The organism is Pararhizobium sp., from assembly GCF_965279435.1.
Classification (GTDB): domain Bacteria; phylum Pseudomonadota; class Alphaproteobacteria; order Rhizobiales; family Rhizobiaceae; genus Pararhizobium.
In genome coordinates, this window is the sequence record NZ_CBDIHY010000003.1 from 1407597 (window position 1) to 1422500 (window position 14904).

The 14904-nt window shown below is 61.8% G+C and carries 12 protein-coding genes (1 of these 12 cut by a window edge); 2 read left to right on the forward strand and 10 right to left on the reverse strand.

The annotated features are described in order from the left end of the window. The first annotated feature begins 48 nt into the window (after positions 1 to 48). Positions 49 to 2223, forward strand: a complete 2175-nt coding sequence (locus ACQY8Q_RS12295) for a malate synthase G (RefSeq protein ID WP_428426838.1) — start codon at positions 49 to 51, stop codon at positions 2221 to 2223. 84 nt (positions 2224 to 2307) lie between these two features. Here ACQY8Q_RS12295 and ACQY8Q_RS12300 read toward each other — a convergent pair whose 3' ends face one another. The 3 genes from ACQY8Q_RS12300 to ACQY8Q_RS12310 form a co-directional block, all read right to left on the reverse strand. After that, complete coding sequence (locus ACQY8Q_RS12300) at positions 2308 to 3468, reverse strand: YeeE/YedE family protein (protein WP_428426839.1); 1161 nt, start codon at positions 3466 to 3468, stop codon at positions 2308 to 2310. Positions 3469 to 3574: 106 nt separating this feature from the next. Continuing rightward, positions 3575 to 4432, reverse strand: coding sequence for a sulfurtransferase (locus ACQY8Q_RS12305; RefSeq protein WP_428429764.1), 858 nt, complete (start codon positions 4430 to 4432; stop codon positions 3575 to 3577). Positions 4433 to 4771: 339 nt separating this feature from the next. Continuing rightward, on the reverse strand, positions 4772 to 5434 hold the full coding sequence (locus ACQY8Q_RS12310) for a L,D-transpeptidase family protein (protein WP_428426840.1): 663 nt from the start codon (positions 5432 to 5434) through the stop codon (positions 4772 to 4774). Between the two features lie 179 nt (positions 5435 to 5613). Here ACQY8Q_RS12310 and ACQY8Q_RS12315 point away from each other — a divergent pair, with 179 nt between their 5' ends. Beyond that, positions 5614 to 6147: an MmcB family DNA repair protein gene (locus ACQY8Q_RS12315; RefSeq protein ID WP_428426841.1), complete on the forward strand. Its 534-nt coding sequence runs from the start codon at positions 5614 to 5616 to the stop codon at positions 6145 to 6147. Positions 6148 to 6154: 7 nt separating this feature from the next. Here ACQY8Q_RS12315 and ACQY8Q_RS12320 read toward each other — a convergent pair whose 3' ends face one another. The 7 genes from ACQY8Q_RS12320 to ACQY8Q_RS12350 form a co-directional block, all read right to left on the reverse strand. Beyond that, positions 6155 to 6739, reverse strand: a complete 585-nt coding sequence (locus ACQY8Q_RS12320; RefSeq protein ID WP_428426843.1) for an ActR/PrrA/RegA family redox response regulator transcription factor — start codon at positions 6737 to 6739, stop codon at positions 6155 to 6157. Between the two features lie 77 nt (positions 6740 to 6816). Further along, positions 6817 to 8121 carry an ActS/PrrB/RegB family redox-sensitive histidine kinase gene (locus ACQY8Q_RS12325; protein WP_428429765.1) on the reverse strand — a complete coding sequence of 435 codons (1305 nt, stop codon included), beginning with the start codon at positions 8119 to 8121 and terminating at the stop codon, positions 6817 to 6819. A 31-nt stretch (positions 8122 to 8152) separates the two neighbouring features. Further along, the gene (hrpB, locus tag ACQY8Q_RS12330; RefSeq protein ID WP_428426844.1) at positions 8153 to 10621 is read right to left on the reverse strand and encodes an ATP-dependent helicase HrpB; all 2469 of its coding nucleotides are present in this window, start codon (positions 10619 to 10621) and stop codon (positions 8153 to 8155) included. Then, positions 10618 to 11280 (reverse strand): ATP-binding cassette domain-containing protein, encoded by a 663-nt coding sequence (locus ACQY8Q_RS12335; RefSeq protein ID WP_428426845.1) that lies wholly within the window; start codon positions 11278 to 11280, stop codon positions 10618 to 10620. The genes hrpB and ACQY8Q_RS12335 overlap by 4 nt, the downstream gene beginning before the upstream one ends. Further along, on the reverse strand, positions 11281 to 12954 hold the full coding sequence (locus ACQY8Q_RS12340; RefSeq protein ID WP_428426846.1) for an ABC transporter permease: 1674 nt from the start codon (positions 12952 to 12954) through the stop codon (positions 11281 to 11283). Between the two features lie 34 nt (positions 12955 to 12988). Further along, positions 12989 to 14194, reverse strand: a complete 1206-nt coding sequence (locus ACQY8Q_RS12345) for an ABC transporter substrate-binding protein (RefSeq protein WP_428426847.1) — start codon at positions 14192 to 14194, stop codon at positions 12989 to 12991. 135 nt (positions 14195 to 14329) lie between these two features. Further along, positions 14330 to 14904 carry the 3' portion of an ornithine cyclodeaminase family protein gene (locus ACQY8Q_RS12350; protein WP_428426848.1) on the reverse strand. It continues 370 nt past the right edge of the window, so 575 of the gene's 945 nt are visible here — the last part of the coding sequence; the start codon falls outside the window, past its right edge — the gene reads right to left on this strand; it ends in the stop codon at positions 14330 to 14332.

Sequence of the window (14904 nt, forward strand, 5' to 3'; positions counted from 1 at the left end):
GAGAGACTGCGGCCTCTCAAATTTGAGCGTTAATTCATGGAGTTGCCGATGGGCCGGATAGAAAAAAATGGGTTGGGAATCGATGCGGATTTGCACGAATTCCTCGTCAAGGAAGCACTGCCCGGCACCGGCATCAATGTGGATCAGTTTTTCGCAACCTTTTCGCAGATCGTCCACGATCTCGCTCCGAAGAACCGCGATCTGCTCGCCAAGCGCGACGCGCTGCAGGAAAAGCTCGACAACTGGTACCGGCAGAACGGCGCACCGGTCGACATGGCGGCCTATGAGGGCTTCCTGAAAGAGATCGGCTATCTCCTGCCGGAAGGCCCGGATTTTTCGGTGTCCACCAGCAACGTCGACCCCGAGATCGCCACCATCGCCGGGCCGCAGCTCGTCGTTCCCGTCATGAACGCGCGTTATGCGCTGAACGCCGCCAATGCCCGCTGGGGTTCGCTCTATGATGCGCTCTACGGCACCGATGCAATTGCCGAGGATGGCGGCGCCGAAAAGGGCAGGGGCTACAACCCGGTTCGTGGCCAGAAGGTCATCGCCTGGGCACGCAGTTTTCTCGATGCCAGCGCCCCGCTCTCGGCCGGCAGCTGGAGCGATGTCACGGCGCTTGCCGTTGATGGCGCAACCCTGTCGATCTCGACCGCATCCGGTCCGGTAAAACTCTCTGACGCCGCTCATTTCGCCGGCTATCGCGGCGACAAGGCTTCGCCCTCGTATCTGCTTCTAAAGAAGAACAACCTGCATATCGAAATCGTCATTGATGCCGCGACGGCAACAGGCAAGGACGACAAGGCCCATATTTCCGACGTCATCCTCGAATCGGCCATCACGGCGATTATGGATTGCGAGGATTCGATTGCTGCCGTCGATGCCGAAGACAAGATCGTCGTCTATCGCAACTGGCTGGGCCTGATGCGGGGCGACTTGCAGGAAGAGGTCAGCAAGGGCGGCAAGACGTTTACCCGCAAGCTCAACCCGGATTTCAGCTTTGCCGCACCAAACGGCGGCGAGGTTACGCTGAAGGGACGCGCGCTGATGCTGGTGCGCAATGTCGGTCACCTGATGACCAATCCGGCGATCCTGGACCGCGATGGCAACGAGGTTCCGGAAGGCATCATGGACGCCATGATCACCGGCCTGATCGCGCTTTATGATATCGGCCCGGATGGCCGCCGGATGAACTCGCGCGAGGGCTCGATGTATGTCGTCAAGCCGAAGATGCATGGTCCGGAAGAGGTTGCCTTTGCCTCGGAAATCTTCGGCCGCGTCGAGCAAGCGCTCGGCATGGCACCGAACACCATGAAAATGGGCATCATGGACGAGGAGCGCCGCACGACGGTCAACCTCAAGGAATGCATCCGCGCTGCCAGGGAACGCGTTGTCTTCATCAATACCGGCTTCCTCGATCGCACCGGCGATGAGATGCACACCTCGATGGAAGCGGGTCCGATGATCCGCAAGGGCGACATGAAGCAGGCGGCCTGGATTGGGGCTTACGAAAACTGGAATGTCGATATCGGTCTTGAATGCGGCCTGTCCGGCCACGCGCAGATCGGCAAGGGCATGTGGGCGATGCCCGACCTGATGGCGGCCATGCTGGAACAGAAGATCGCGCATCCGAAAGCCGGCGCCAACACCGCCTGGGTTCCGTCGCCAACGGCCGCGACGCTGCACGCGACCCACTATCACAAGGTCGATGTTGCGGCCGTCCAGAAGGACCTGAAGAGCCGGAAACGGGCGAAACTCAGCGACATCCTCTCTGTCCCGGTCGCCTCACGGCCGAACTGGACGGCAGAGGAAATCCAGCGCGAGCTGGACAACAACGCGCAAGGCATTCTCGGTTATGTCGTCCGCTGGATCGACCAGGGCGTCGGCTGCTCCAAGGTACCCGACATCAACAATATCGGCCTGATGGAAGACCGCGCCACGCTGCGCATTTCCGCCCAGCACATGGCCAACTGGCTGCATCATGGCGTCGTCACGGAAGCGCAGATCATCGAGACGATGAAGCGCATGGCAGCGATCGTCGATGGCCAGAATGCCGGGGATGCGGCCTACACGCCGATGGCCGGCAATTTCGACGGCTCCATCGCCTTCCAGGCAGCACTCGAACTGGTGCTCAAGGGCCGCGAACAGCCAAACGGCTACACCGAACCCGTCCTGCATCGCCGCCGCCTGGAGTTGAAGGCAAGTCAGGCTGTGTCCGCTTAATCTCTTCCGCAAAGAGCGCGTCCGGACGATGCTTGCACGTCCGGACGTTCGCCGCACGGATTGACCGTTTGCGCCTTCACCCGGCTATGTGCTGAGACGGCGCAGTCCACTTAGACCGGCGAGCGCCCCGGCAGTGACAAAAATCAGAAAAACCCATCCTGAAACGGCTCCCGCCTGGATGCCGGACAGGAGAACGCCGACCGTGCAGCCGAGCCCGGTCATCGCTCCCCATCCCATCAGCAAGCCTCCGGCAAAGCGCGCCGCGAGACCTCGGGGGCTTGGCCAGGACGGCTTGAAGTGGCCGCCGGCAAGTGCTGAGGCGAAGCTCGCCAGAACCAGTCCGGCGACGAAAACACCGTTGGGTGAAAGCAAGGCTGTCTTCACGGCACTGAGGCAACCGCGCACCGTATCCAGACCGACCAGCGTTTCCGGGACCAGTCCTGCGGAAAGGCCGGCAGTCCGCACCAGACTGCCGAGTTCGGCTGTTACGCCGAGAGGAGCAACGCGAAGATAGGCAACCCCGCCGATGGCGGCGATGAGAAGGCCCGTCACAACGGGTGGCCAGCGCCGGATGAAAATGGCTTCGAAAGGCAGGGCTCCGGGCATGTCGTTCAAGGGGGGCTTCGCGCTGCGAAGCACCAGCCAGGCGACCACTCCGAGAGCAGCCAAGCCAATCGCCGAGGCCGCCGCGTAGCCGAGAAGGCCGGGAAGCCAGAGTGGCGGATCATCAAAGACGGTCCAGGTATACAGAGAATTCCAGGTCGAAAAGCCAATCAGGAATCCGACGGCCGCACCGGCAAGCGCGGCGATCGATCCGAAAGCGCCTTCGCCGAGCCGGTAGAGGTGGGCCGACAGACAGGAACCGGAGACCGCCATGCCGATCCCGAAGGCAAAAGCAGCCGCCGCAAGCACAAACCCGACCGGTCCGATATGGGCGCTTGGTGGCAGGCGATCGGGTTGTGGTACCGGGACCCAGGCGCCCAGAACAACCTGATAAAGCACGATACCTGCCGCAAGCGCCGCCAGAATGGCGACCAGTCCCGAGGGATCGCGCCTTTCCACAAAGTCGCGCAGGTTGCACAGAAAGCAGAACCTGCCCCGTTGCAGAACGATGCCGAAGGCAGTGCCGGTGAGCAGCGAAAATGACAAGATCCGGCCGGAGGCATCCTGCGCCAACCAGATGCTCCAGGCGATCATGGCTGCAACGATCACCAGCGAAAGGCTACGGGAAGCAAGGACAGGCATGACGATCCGATGGTAAGACAGTGAAAATGCGGGTGGACCCTGACAAGCCGTCCACCCGCGTTGGCATCCCGCGCAGTATCGATAGCCGCGCTGACAAGGACCAGGACTACTTTCCGGTCCAGATCGTCCCGGCGATATTGGTCACCGGCACGCCGACGGCGTTCCCATATTCCGTCCACGATCCATCGTAATTGCGCACGTCGTAGCCAAGAATCTTCTTGAGCGCGAACCAGGTGTGGCTCGAGCGTTCGCCGATGCGGCAATAGGTGATGACGGGTTTTGCGCCATCGACCCCCTTCTCCGCGTAGATTGCCTTGATTTCGTCTGCGGATTTGAAGGTGCCGTCTTCTTTGACGATCTTGCCCCACGGGACATTGACGGCGCCAGGAATATGGCCCGCGCGCACGGACAGCTCCTTGACGCCTTCCGGTGCAAAGATTTTGCCCGTGAATTCGTCCGCCGAACGGATATCGACGAGCTTGACGTCGTTCTTGCCCTCGGCGACTGCAACGACGTCAACGAAACGCGCGCGCACGGAATTGTCGCGGTCGGCGAGCGCCAGCGTGGAATCCGCGTGGTCCGGCAAGGCCGTGTCGAGCGGCAGGCCCTGCGCTTCCCAGAGCTTGCGGCCACCGTCGAGCAGCTTCACCTGGTTGCCCAGACCATAGACCTCGAACACCCAGGCACCCCAGGCGGCAAACCAATTGTTGTTATCCCCGTAAAGAACGATTGTCGTGTCCTTGTCGACGCCCGCATCGCGAAGGGTTTTTTCGAAAGCCTCTCGGCTGGCAATGTCGCGCTTCTGGGGATCGACGAGGTCCGTATGCCAATCGAGATGTGCGGCGCCGGGAATGTGACCGCGTTCATAGACACCGGTATCGACGCTGACCTCGAATATCCGCACCTTCGGGTTGTCCAGATTGTCCTGCACCCATTTCGAATCGACCAATGCGTCGGAAGCCATCGCCGAGCCCGCAAAAATTGCGGTCGATAGTGCGGCAGCTGCAAGTACGTTAATGCTCCTGATAGCAGTCATGTCATTCTCTCCTCAGCTCGAATAGCAACGTGAGGTAACATGCCCGGCATGGTGCTTATGGCAAAGACAATAAATTCTATATTTTTAATAAATTCTAGATTGTCGAGTTCATCCACGATGCTTTCGCGATGTACAATTCCATAGTTATTAAATGAGAAATACAGGTTTCTCTAATATGTTTGGCGCCGTCGATGGATAATCTTGCCCATAACAAAAATCCCCGGACAAGCCGGGGATCTGAAGACGTCGCGATGGTTGAAGCAGGAACTACTGCTGAACGATGACGTGGGTGTTCTTGCCCGGACGAACGCGGGCGTAGAGGTCGATGATGTCCTGGTTGATCATGCGGATGCAGCCGGACGAAGCGGCGGTGCCGATCGAGGCCCATTCCGGCGAACCGTGGATGCGGAACAGCGTGTCCTTGCCTTCATCGTTGAACAGGTACATGGCGCGCGCGCCGAGCGGGTTGCGCAGGCCTGGGCCCATGCCGTTTTCGACATACTGGGCAACGTCCGGCTTGCGCACGGCCATTTCCTTCGGCGGATGCCATGTCGGCCATTCCTGCTTCCAGGCGACGTAGGCGCGGCCTTCCCATGCAAAGCCGGCCTTGCCGACGCCGATGCCGTAGCGGACAGCCTTGCCACCGGGCAGCACGAAATAGAGGAAGCGGTTCGGCGTGTTGACGATGATCGTACCTGGCTTTTCAGCCGTGGTGTAATCGACGATCTGGCGGTGAAAGCGCTCGTTGACTTTGTTGATCGGGATCGCCGGAAGGGCATAGCCGTGATCTTCGATCGGGCCATAGCCATCCGAGAAAATCTGGTTGGTCGCGACTTTTTCGCCGAGGGGAGCGATCGGCGCGGTGGAGCAACTGGCCAAAGCGAGAGTGGCCGCGAGGCTGCACAGCAGGAATGCATTGCGGAGGCGCATGGGAATCTCTTAAAAGGAGGCAAGAATATCTGGGTCGTTTCGACCACCAGCAATTATGGTTTATTTGCGATTCATGCCTGATTGCAAGGGAATGCGTTGCGGCATTTTTTTGCGGCAGTGCAAATTCCCGGCGGATTGTTTTTTTGCAACAAAAGCGCCTGTGTGCGACACTTTCATACATGGCGATTCTTTCTATCCACAATGACAGTCCGTTGATCGACGGGCGGCAGTCGCAGCGCGCACTGATGGTTCGCCGCGGCGTGCAGCGTTATCTGCACGAATTGCGCCATGCCGTGCTGCCGGAACTGACGCTGGCCAGCGGCAGGCGTGCAGATCTGATTTCCATTTCGCCGAAAGGCGAAATCTGGATTGTCGAGATCAAGACATCGATCGAGGATTTCAAGGTGGACCGGAAATGGCCGGACTACCGGCTGCATTCCGACCGGCTCTATTTCGCCACCCATAGCGGCGTACCGCTGGATATTTTTCCGGAGGAATGCGGGCTGTTGCTGTCGGATGGCTATAATGCCGAGATGATCCGCGATGCGCCGGAACACAGGCTCACGGCGCCGACGCGCAAATCCGTCACCCTGAATTTTGCGCGTGTCGCGGCACAGCGGTTGATGCTGGCCGAATGGTCGGCGGACAGGGCAGGCGATACCAGCCCGAACATGCGCGAGATCGTTTCGGGCTCGCTCGACAGCGAAAGCTGACGCGCCGTTATTTCGGCGCGCGTTTGGCCAGGATGCGCTGCAGCGTGCGGCGGTGCATGTTGAGCCGGCGGGCAGTCTCGGAGACGTTGCGCTCGCACATTTCATAGACGCGCTGGATATGTTCCCAACGAACCCGGTCGGCCGACATCGGATTTTCCGGCGGCTCTGCGCGTTCGCCGGCTCTTTGCACCAGTGCGGCGAAAATGTCGTCGGCATCGGCAGGCTTGGCAAGATAGTCGACAGCCCCGAGTTTCACCGCGTTGACGGCAGTGGCGATATTGCCATAGCCGGTCAGCATGATGATGCGGGTGTCATCGCGCCGGGCGCGGATTGCTTCGATAACGTCGAGGCCGCTGCCGTCACCGAGCCGTAGATCAACGACTGAATATTTCGGTGGGCGGGCCTTGGCCTTGGCGATGCCTTCGGCAACCGATTCGGCGATATCGACGGCAAAACCGCGGGTTTCCATGGCGCGGGCAAGGCGTCGCAGGAATGGCGCGTCGTCATCGACGATCAAAAGGGAAGTATCAGTGCCGATCAGCGAAGCATCACTGGGTGCAGCGCCTGCCGGTGCGGTGGTGTTTTCCGTCATGTCGCAATCCTTGGTGCAGTCTCTTGTTCCTGCACTCTATGTAAGTTCGCATATTCCCGCTACCAAACGCCGTAAAGTCATTTTGACAGTTTTGTATCCATCAGAACGCGCGGCCATTCGACGCTGACGCGGGCGCCCGGCTTTTCCGGACCGCCGTTTTCAAAGGCCAGCTTGGCGCCGGAGCGCTCCAGCAGCGTCTTGGCGATAAACAATCCGAGACCCAGGCCGCCGGCGCTGTCGTCCTTCTGCCGCTTGGTGACGTAGGGTTCGCCGATCCGGCTGAGGATATCCGGCGCATAGCCGTCGCCATCGTCCTCGATAACAACAGAAACGATCGTCGGCGTATGGGTAACAGTAACCGTCACTTCCTTCTTGGCATAGTCGACCGCGTTCTCCAGCAGATTGCCAAGCCCGTAGAGAATGCCGGCATTGCGGTTGCCGACCGGCTCCTTGGCGCGGTCTCCCCGTTCGATCAGGTTGATCTGGATACCGAACTCGCGATGCGGCGCCATGACCTCCTCGATCAGCGACGACAGCGGCAGATGGCGCATGTGGTCTTCGTTTTCCGAAGACAGCGTCGTCAGACGCCGCAGGATATCCCGGCAGCGTTCGCTCTGGCTGCGCAACAGGTGCACATCCTCGCCAAAACGCGGATCGTTGCCCAGTTCACGTTCCATCTCCTTGGCAACGACGCTGATGGTTGCCAGCGGCGTACCGAGTTCATGGGCGGCAGCGGCGGCAAGGCCGTCGAGCTGTGAGAGATGCTTCTCCCGTTGCAGAACCAGCTCCGTCGCCGTCAGTGCCTCTGAAAGCTCGCTGGCTTCCAGCGAGACGCGGTAGGTGTAGAAGGCCGCGAACGCCGTGGTGGCAACGATGGCGAACCAGATGCCGACCGTCAGTACCGTTGGCATCAGCAGGACCACGCCGGGGTACCAGGGCAGGGGGAAGGGCGAGAAGGCAAGTGCCGTAATGCCGAGAATGGCAAGACTTGCCAGCGCGATGCTATGCCACTTCGGCTGCGAGGCGGAGGAAATGATAACCGGCACGCAGACCAGCGGCGCAAAAGGATTGGCAAGTCCGCCGGTGATGAACAAAAGCGCCGTTAGCTGGGCAAGGTCAATGCCGAGCAGGGTAAAGGCTGCGGGCGGCTGCAGCCGGTGTGTCGGCGGATAGCGGATGGTAAGATAGGCGTTCACCCAGGCGAGCAGGGCAATCAAAGAGCAGCAGGCGATCAGCGGCAGCGGAAACTGCAGCCAGAAGGCGGTGATGATGACGGTGATCGACTGTCCGCCGACCGCCAGCCAGCGTAGGCGAACGATGGTTTGCAGGCGCAAGACGCGGCTTGTGGTGGCTTCTTCCCCGTCGAGTGCGGCCGCGATCATCCGGTTTCCTGTCGTAAAAGTCATTTGAGTGTCATGTACCACGCGGTTTTGCCCGTGTCGTTGGCGGCGCATTGGCCGGATCTTCCGGCCAGGGATGTTTCGGGTAGCGGCCGCGCATGTCAGCGCGAACGTCCTTCCAGGATCCGGCCCAGAAGCCGGGCAGATCGCGCGTCGTCTGCATCGGCTTTTGGCCTGGCGAAATCAGCTCCAGCAGCAGCGGCAATCGCCCGCCGCCGATCGACGGATGCGTTTTCAATCCGAACAGCTCCTGGACACGGATCGACAGAACCGGCTCGTCGCCGTCGTAGCGGATCGGATGACGCTGGCCTGTCGGCGCTTCGAAATGGGTGGGCGCCAGACGGGCGAGATCGCGGGCAATATCATGTGGCACCAGTGACTGCAGGCCTTCGGAAAGGCTACCGGCATTGATATCGTCGATACCGCGCGTATCACGCTGGAAAGGCACAAACCACTTATCCAGCCGCGATAGCAGGCTGTCATCCGACATATCCGGCCACGGCTCACCAAGCGTGCGGTAGAGAAAGCCGATGCGGTCGCGCAATTGCGCGGCTTCCTTGGAAAACGGCAGGACCGCAAGCCCCAACTGGCGCACCCCATCGGCCAGTGCGCGTGCCGCCGGTTCGCCCTTGGGTTTGCTGAGCGGCGTCTCATCGAAAATGATCGCGCCAAGCCGCGTCACCCGCCGCGCCCGGACCTGCCGGCTTGGCCGGTCGAAAAAGGTCTGGTCTTCCTGGACGATCGCTTGCGGCATATGCGCCTCGACATCGGCCCGGGTGATTTCCGCAGCGGCCAGAATGCGCTGCCCGCCGGCACGGCCCGTCAGGTCGGCAATGACCAGCATGGAGGCACCCGCCAGCCGCTCGGTCTCGGGTACTTCGGCGCCACGGCCATTGGCCATGACGAACCGTCCGCGTCCGCCCCGCTGCAAGGCGATCCGGTCGGGAAAGGCCTGCATCAGCAGAATGCCGGGCTGAACCGGTTCGCTGGAATCTCTGCCGACGCTCAAGCCCTTGGCCATCCGGCGGGCCAGTCCTCGCGAGGCATCGGCCCGGTCGCCACGTTCCGACTTGAAGCGGCGCAGCCGGTCTTCCAGATCGATACTGCTGCCGCCAAGACCCTGCTCTGTCAAAACCACGGCCAGAAGACATGCTTCAGTGGCCTGTCCGTCTTCCCCCGCCGAAACAGCCATGGCGGCAAGGCGCGGCGGCAGTGCCAGTTGCCGGATCTGCTTGCCTCTCGCCGTCAATGTGCCATTGGTGTCGAGTGCGCCGAGCTGAACAAGCAGAGCCTTCGCCTCCTGCCATGTCGTCACCGGCGGCGGATCGAGAAAGGCAAGGCCGGCTGGGTCCGTGACGCCCCAATGGGCGAGATCCAGAACAAGGCCCGACAGGTCGCTCGAGAGAATCTGCGGTGGCGTAAACGCAGGCAGCGCTGCCGTCTGCCCTTGATGCCAGAGACGGATGGCGATGCCCGGCTCCGTGCGCCCGGCGCGCCCCGCCCGCTGATCGGCAGAAGCGCGTGAGACGCGCACGGTCTCCAGCCGGGTAATACCGGTGGATGCCTCGAAGGCCGGAAGCCGCTGCAGGCCGCTGTCGATGATAATGCGTACGCCGTCGATGGTGATCGAGGTCTCGGCGATCGAGGTGGCAAGGACGATCTTGCGCGTTCCTGTTGCGGCAGGGCGGATCGCCGCATCCTGCTCCTTCTGGCTGAGATTGCCGAACAGCGGTGTGATAATGGTCTCCGCACCAAACCGGCCGTTCAGCCGTTCGGCCGTGCGGGTTATTTCCGCCTGTCCCGGCAGGAAGGCGAGGATCGACCCGGTTTCGTCGCGATGCGCCTCGACGATGGCCCGCGTCACGGCATCTTCCACGCGTTCCGTCGACGCCCGTTCGCGATAGCGCACATCCACCGGAAAACTGCGCCCCTGGCTCTCGATCACAGGCGCCCCGCCCAAAAGCTGCGCCACCCGCTCGACATCCAGTGTCGCCGACATGACGATCAGCTTCAGATCATCGCGCAGCGCCTGCTGCACATCGAGCGCCAGCGCCAATCCGAAATCCGCGTCCAGCGAACGTTCGTGGAATTCGTCAAACAGCACCGCCGCAACACCCGGCAATTCCGGATCGTCGAGCAGCATCCGTGCAAACACGCCTTCGGTCACCACCTCGATGCGGGTCCTCGCCGAAATCCGGCTGTCGAGCCGCATCCGGTAGCCGACCGTATCGCCAACGCTCTCGCCAAGCAGGCTTGCCATGCGCCCGGCAGCGGCGCGGGCCGCCAGCCGGCGTGGCTCAAGCAGGATGATCCGGCCATCGCCGCGCCAGGGCTGGTCCAATAGAAACAGCGGCACCAACGTCGTCTTGCCGGCGCCGGGTGGGGCTGAAAGCACGACCGCTGGAGCCTGCGCCAATGCTTCGCCGAGTGCCGGTAGAATGGCTTTTACGGGCAGATCGGGGAGTGTGTCCGTTCCGTTCATCGGCTGGCCTCCTCACCAATCACAACGATATCCCCGCCAGCGGCTTGCGCATCCGCATGATCATGGGTGACCAGAATGACCGGCAGGCCGGCGGCTTTCGCCCGTGAAAAAATCAAAGCACGGGTCTGTTGCCGCAGGTCGCTATCGAGTTTGGAGAAGGGCTCGTCGAGCAGCAGCAACCGCGGCGCCGATAGCATCACGCGCTGCAGCGCCACCCGGGCCTTCTGCCCACCCGACAGTGTGGCCGGATCCCGATCGAAAAAACCCTCCAGCTCCACATCGATCAGCGCCTGCTCCACCATGCGCCGCCGCTGGTCGCGCCTTGTAATGGATGGCGTCAATCCGAACAGCAGGTTGCCGCCGACAGAGAGATGCGGAAACAGCAGCGGGTCTTGAAAAAGCACACCGCACCGGCGTTTTTCCGCCGCAATGCCGGTCAGGTCGTCGCCGTCGATCCGGATACGGCCGCTGGCCGTAAAGGCCGGGTCGAGAAATCCACCGAGGTAAGCGAGCAACGCCGATTTTCCGGAGCCGGATGGTCCCATGACCGTCAGGATTTCTCCGGGCCGGACATGCGCTGACAGAGACAGCAGCGTTCGGCCGTTAAGGGCGATGGAAATCGCCTCCAGATACAGGCCGTCTGTCGTGTCGGGTTTCATTCAAATCCTCATCGCGCGCCGGTCGCGGAATAGCAAGTGCGGCACCAGCGATGCAATCAGAAATCCGCCGAACGGAACCAGCGTCTGCAGAAGCGCATAGACGCCGATGGCCCGCCGGTCGCCACCGGACGACAGGGCCACGGCCTCGGTGGTGATAGTGACAATCCGCCCGGCGCCGATCAAAAGTGTCGGTAGATAGAGCCCGGCGGAAACCGCAAAACCGACGGCAAAGGCAGTGAGGCAGGCCCGCGTCAACAGCGGCAAGCGAACGTGTAGCAGGATCTGCAACGGCGATTTTCCGAGCCCCGCCGCCAGCGTTTCATAACGCCGGTCGAGCGCCCGCCAGGGCTGCGACAGCGACAGAACGACATAGGGCAGCACGAAAATCAGATGCACGAACAAAAGCAACGCGAAGGATGCGTCAAAACCAAGCGTCACGCTGAGGATCTGCAGGCCGAAAACAAAGCAGAGCTGCGGCACGATCAATGGCAGATAGAGGACGCTGTCCAAAGCGCCGCGGCTATGATGGCCGTTCTGCCATAACAAGCCGATGGCAAGCAGAAGGGCGATGGCGGCGGAACTGCTGGCAAGCGAGATTGTCGTCTCGATCACATCTCCGGCCTGGGGCAAGGCGCGCATCCAGGCCTGAAGCGTAACACTGTCCGGTAGCAGGGCGGGAAACGGCCAGAGGCCGGCAATCGACCAGAGGAAGAGCACGGCAAGACCGAGAAAGACCAGTGCCGCCGATAGGGCCATGGCGAAACAGGCCGACCTGCGCAGTAACCGGTCGTCAGCTTTGCGAACACCGGATATGGATACCCATCGCAGCAGAAGAGATCCGACCTGCTCCAAGGCCAACCATGTCACCATTACCGCGACCGTGAGCCCGAGTTGCAGCAGCGCGCCTGCCGACGCGAGGAACCGCATCCGCAGATCACTATCGGCCATCCATTCGGTAATGCGCACGGCAAGCGGCGCCGGTAGCGCCGGGCCGAGGATCATTGCCACATCGACGGCCGAGCTGGCATAGGCCAGAACTGCAAACACCGGCAGCCGGATCTGCCGGTAGAGCAGCGGCCAGACACTGATCAGGAACCCCCGGATGCGGCCATAGCCAAGGCTGGCCGACAGCTGCCGCGCCTGGACGAGCGGCACCTGCGGCAGCGCTGCCAGCGTCACCAGAAACAGGAATGGCATTTCCTTGACGATCAGCCCCGCCATCATCGTCAATCCCAGCGGGTCCTGCGGCACCAGCCAGTCGGGCGGGCTGCCATAGCCGGTCAGACCGGGCGAAACGAGACGCATCGCCAGTCCGGACGGCGCAACAAGGAAGGCAAGACCAAAGGCTGCGGCAGCATGCGGAATGGCGAGCAGCGGTGAAACCAGGTGCTGGATGCGCGAAAACATCCGCGTTCCGGCATACCCGGCGATAAACAACATGACGATGACGAGTGACACACCGCTGGTGACGATCGCCGTCGCAAAACTGATCAGCGACGAGCGCAACAGGTAAGGCTGTGCCGCGAGATCGGTAAAATGATCAAGGGTCAGATGGTCGCCACCGAGCGCTGGCAGCAGGCCAAAGGCCGGCCCGACCGTGCCTGCGAGCCCGGCCAGGATCGGCAGGCCGATCATCGCCAGCACCAGGCCCGATACACTGAACCGGAGCCTCATGCTACCGCCAGCCTGCGGCCGGATGTGGTTCCCCTCAGTTTGCCGCCCCATAGCGCTTGATCCACTCCGCCTCGATGCGCGTCATCCAATCGGGATGCGGCTCGGCCAGTGTCGGCCCGAGCTTGTCCGGCGGCAATGTCGCTACGCCGAGATCAAGCGCTGCGAACGCGGCCTTGTCGGCCTCGGGCAGCTTGCCCAACGCCAGCACCGTCGGATCCCCCCAGATCTTCGGATCCTGCTTTCGCACCTGCGCTTCCGGCGACAATAGGAAGTTGGCCAGCACCAGAGCACCGGCCTTGGCATTGGCATTATAGGGAATGCCGACAAAATGGGTGTTGCCGAGCGTCCCCTTCGAAAACACGAACGAGCGGACACTGCCTGGCAGTTCACCGGCGGCAATTCCGGCCGAAGCTTCCGCCGGATTGAAGGCGAAGATGATGTCGAGTTCACCATCGGCCAGCTTCTGCTTCATGTCGGGATAGTTTTTTGGGAAAGCCTTGCCCTTGCGCCACAGCAGCGGATGCAACTGGTCGAGATAGGCAAACAGCGGCGCCACATCCGCATCGAACGTCGCGTCATCGACGGGTTTCTGCAGTTTGGTCCGGTCGGCGATCAGTTCGCTCAGCACCTGCTTCAGAAAAGACGAACCGATGAAATCCGGCGGCTGCGGATAGGAAAACCGGCCGGGAAGGGCTTGTGCAAACGACAGCAGCTCCTTGGCCGAATCCGGCAGGTCTTTCCGTGCCGTGCGGGCCTCATCATAGAAGAACACCAGTTTTGCCGCCCCCCACGGACTTTCCAGTCCTTCGGTGGGAATGGTGAAATCCGTTGTCGTCGTCGGCTGGTTCTCGATATCCACAAGACCCCAGTTTGGCAGCTTCATTGCCCAGCCCGGCGAAAACAGCAGGCCCTGGCGCTTCATCGCGGCAAAATTCTCACCATTGATCCAGATGAGATCGACGGACCCATGCTGGCTGCGCCCGGCCGTCTTTTCGGCAAGCACGGATGTGACAGCCTTTGCAGTGTCGTCCAGTTTGACCTGCATGACAGTGACGCCGTAGCGCGCCTTCACGGCGTCGCCAGCCCATTGAATATAAGCGTTGATATTGGCCGAGCCGCCCCAGGCATTGAAATACACGGTTTCGCCGCGTGCCTCGGCCAGTACCTGGTCCCAGTTGGCCGCATCGGTTGCCATGGCCGGTCCGATGGAAGCCAGCGCCAGCGGAGCCAAAAGCGCCATCCGTATAAACATCCGCCGCGTCGATCTGATCATGCTTCCCCCACTGTCCCCAAATGCGCGGCCCCAACCTAAGCCAAGGCCGCGATCCGTCAACGCCGGGCGAGTTCAACCACCATCACGATCCGGTGACGGCGATCAGCTGCGCCGCGCGCCCTCGAAGGCAAGAACGGCCCCGGCCAGATCCTCAAGTGCTGCGCCCACGGATTTGAACAGGGTGATTTCACTTGGGTCCGTTCTGCCCACATGCCGGCCGCCGGTCAGCTCGGCAAGATCCGCCCGCACGGAACCGGCGGCAATAATACCGGCCCGCAATGGCTGCACCAGATCGCCGCCTTCGGTGAGCGCGCCGTCGCGCGTGTCGACAAACAGCGTGGCGCGCTCGACGGCCCGGTCATCGCTCTCGCGCATGCTCGGCTTGAAGGCGCCGACGAGGTCGAGATGCGCCCCGTCCTTCAGCCAGTCGCCGCGGATCAGCGGCTCGGAAGAGAGGGTCGCACAGGAAATGATGTCGGCCCGACGGGCGGCGGCTTCTATATCCGTGGCAACGGAGATGGTGATACCGGGAAGATCAAGCTGCGCTGCGGTGGCCTTGGCCTTGCTGATATCGCGGGCCCAGATCGTCACTTCGGAAATCGGCCGCACGGAGGCATGCGCCTCGATCAAATTCTGCGACAGCCGCCCGGCACCCACCATCAGCATGCGCCGCGCAT

Coding starts and splice junctions, on each gene's coding strand:
- ACQY8Q_RS12305 (WP_428429764.1), bottom strand. CDS start 4,432: ATGGCTTCCGACGCATTGGTCGATTCGAAATGGGTGCAGGACAATCTG.
- ACQY8Q_RS12320 (WP_428426843.1), bottom strand. CDS start 6,739: ATGACGGAAAACACCACCGCACCGGCAGGCGCTGCACCCAGTGATGCT.
- hrpB (WP_428426844.1), bottom strand. CDS start 10,621: ATGAACGGAACGGACACACTCCCCGATCTGCCCGTAAAAGCCATTCTA.
- ACQY8Q_RS12345 (WP_428426847.1), bottom strand. CDS start 14,194: ATGGCGCTTTTGGCTCCGCTGGCGCTGGCTTCCATCGGACCGGCCATG.
- ACQY8Q_RS12295 (WP_428426838.1), top strand. CDS start 49: ATGGGCCGGATAGAAAAAAATGGGTTGGGAATCGATGCGGATTTGCAC.
- ACQY8Q_RS12310 (WP_428426840.1), bottom strand. CDS start 5,434: ATGCGCCTCCGCAATGCATTCCTGCTGTGCAGCCTCGCGGCCACTCTC.
- ACQY8Q_RS12335 (WP_428426845.1), bottom strand. CDS start 11,280: ATGAAACCCGACACGACAGACGGCCTGTATCTGGAGGCGATTTCCATC.
- ACQY8Q_RS12315 (WP_428426841.1), top strand. CDS start 5,614: ATGGCGATTCTTTCTATCCACAATGACAGTCCGTTGATCGACGGGCGG.
- ACQY8Q_RS12300 (WP_428426839.1), bottom strand. CDS start 3,468: ATGCCTGTCCTTGCTTCCCGTAGCCTTTCGCTGGTGATCGTTGCAGCC.
- ACQY8Q_RS12325 (WP_428429765.1), bottom strand. CDS start 8,121: ATGATCGCGGCCGCACTCGACGGGGAAGAAGCCACCACAAGCCGCGTC.
- ACQY8Q_RS12340 (WP_428426846.1), bottom strand. CDS start 12,954: ATGAGGCTCCGGTTCAGTGTATCGGGCCTGGTGCTGGCGATGATCGGC.